This is a genomic window from Paucilactobacillus nenjiangensis (assembly GCF_005405445.1).
In the GTDB taxonomy this organism is placed as follows: Bacteria; Bacillota; Bacilli; order Lactobacillales; family Lactobacillaceae; genus Paucilactobacillus; species Paucilactobacillus nenjiangensis.
The window spans coordinates 1-1,767 of record NZ_BJEB01000104.1; the positions used below are offsets into that span (position 1 = coordinate 1).

Genomic DNA, 1,767 nt, shown 5'->3' on the forward strand with positions numbered 1-1,767 from the left:
TTGAGAGTAGACCTCTCAAAACTAAATAAAGTTTCGACTAATGTGTAGGTTCCGTATATTCCTTAGAAAGGAGGTGATCCAGCCGCAGGTTCTCCTACGGCTACCTTGTTACGACTTCACCCTAATCATCTGTCCCACCTTAGGCGGCTGGCTCCTAAAAGGTTACCCCACCGACTTTGGGTGTTACAAACTCTCATGGTGTGACGGGCGGTGTGTACAAGGCCCGGGAACGTATTCACCGCGGCATGCTGATCCGCGATTACTAGCGATTCCGACTTCGTGTAGGCGAGTTGCAGCCTACAGTCCGAACTGAGAACGGCTTTAAGAGATTAGCTTACTCTCGCGAGTTCGCAACTCGTTGTACCGTCCATTGTAGCACGTGTGTAGCCCAGGTCATAAGGGGCATGATGATTTGACGTCGTCCCCACCTTCCTCCGGTTTGTCACCGGCAGTCTCACTAGAGTGCCCAACTGAATGCTGGCAACTAATAATAAGGGTTGCGCTCGTTGCGGGACTTAACCCAACATCTCACGACACGAGCTGACGACAACCATGCACCACCTGTCTTAGCGTCCCCGAAGGGAACGTCCTATCTCTAGGATTGGCGCTAGATGTCAAGACCTGGTAAGGTTCTTCGCGTTGCTTCGAATTAAACCACATGCTCCACCGCTTGTGCGGGCCCCCGTCAATTCCTTTGAGTTTCAACCTTGCGGTCGTACTCCCCAGGCGGAATGCTTAATGCGTTAGCTGCGGCACTGAAGGGCGGAAACCCTCCAACACCTAGCATTCATCGTTTACGGCATGGACTACCAGGGTATCTAATCCTGTTCGCTACCCATGCTTTCGAGCCTCAGCGTCAGTTACAGACCAGACAGCCGCCTTCGCCACTGGTGTTCTTCCATATATCTACGCATTTCACCGCTACACATGGAGTTCCACTGTCCTCTTCTGCACTCAAGTTCTCCAGTTTCCGATGCACTTCCTTGGTTGAGCCAAGGGCTTTCACATCAGACTTAAAAAACCGCCTGCGCTCGCTTTACGCCCAATAAATCCGGATAACGCTTGCCACCTACGTATTACCGCGGCTGCTGGCACGTAGTTAGCCGTGGCTTTCTGGTTGGATACCGTCACTACATGATCAGTTACTATCACATACGTTCTTCTCCAACAACAGAGTTTTACGAGCCGAAACCCTTCTTCACTCACGCGGTATTGCTCCATCAGGCTTGCGCCCATTGTGGAAGATTCCCTACTGCTGCCTCCCGTAGGAGTATGGGCCGTGTCTCAGTCCCATTGTGGCCGATCAACCTCTCAGTTCGGCTACGTATCATTGTCTTGGTGAGCCATTACCTCACCAACTAACTAATACGCCGCGGGTCCATCCAAAAGTGATAGCCGAAACCATCTTTCAAATTAGAACCATGCGGTTCTAACTTTTATGCGGTATTAGCATTTGTTTCCAAATGTTATCCCCCACTTTTGGGCAGGTTACCCACGTGTTACTCACCCGTCCGCCACTCATTCAAATGTCTTTTCAATCTGGTGCAAGCACCGTCAATCTAAAACGAGAATGCGTTCGACTTGCATGTATTAGGCATACCGCCAGCGTTCATCCTGAGCCAGGATCAAACTCTCATATATAATTTAAGTTTGTAGCTCTTATTTGTTTGTATTCACGAAATTGACTTCGCAAATGTTATTTGCTTTTGACTATTGTCAAAAGACCCTACACATTTGATTTGTCGAAACTTTATTCAGTTTTCAAAG

1 rRNA gene is annotated in these 1,767 nt (G+C 49.1%); it reads right to left on the reverse strand.

Features of this window, described 5'->3' with window-relative positions:
- Positions 1–66 precede the first annotated feature (66 nt).
- A 16S ribosomal RNA gene (locus FFM59_RS09910) occupies positions 67–1,641 on the reverse strand.
- Positions 1,642–1,767 lie beyond the last annotated feature (126 nt).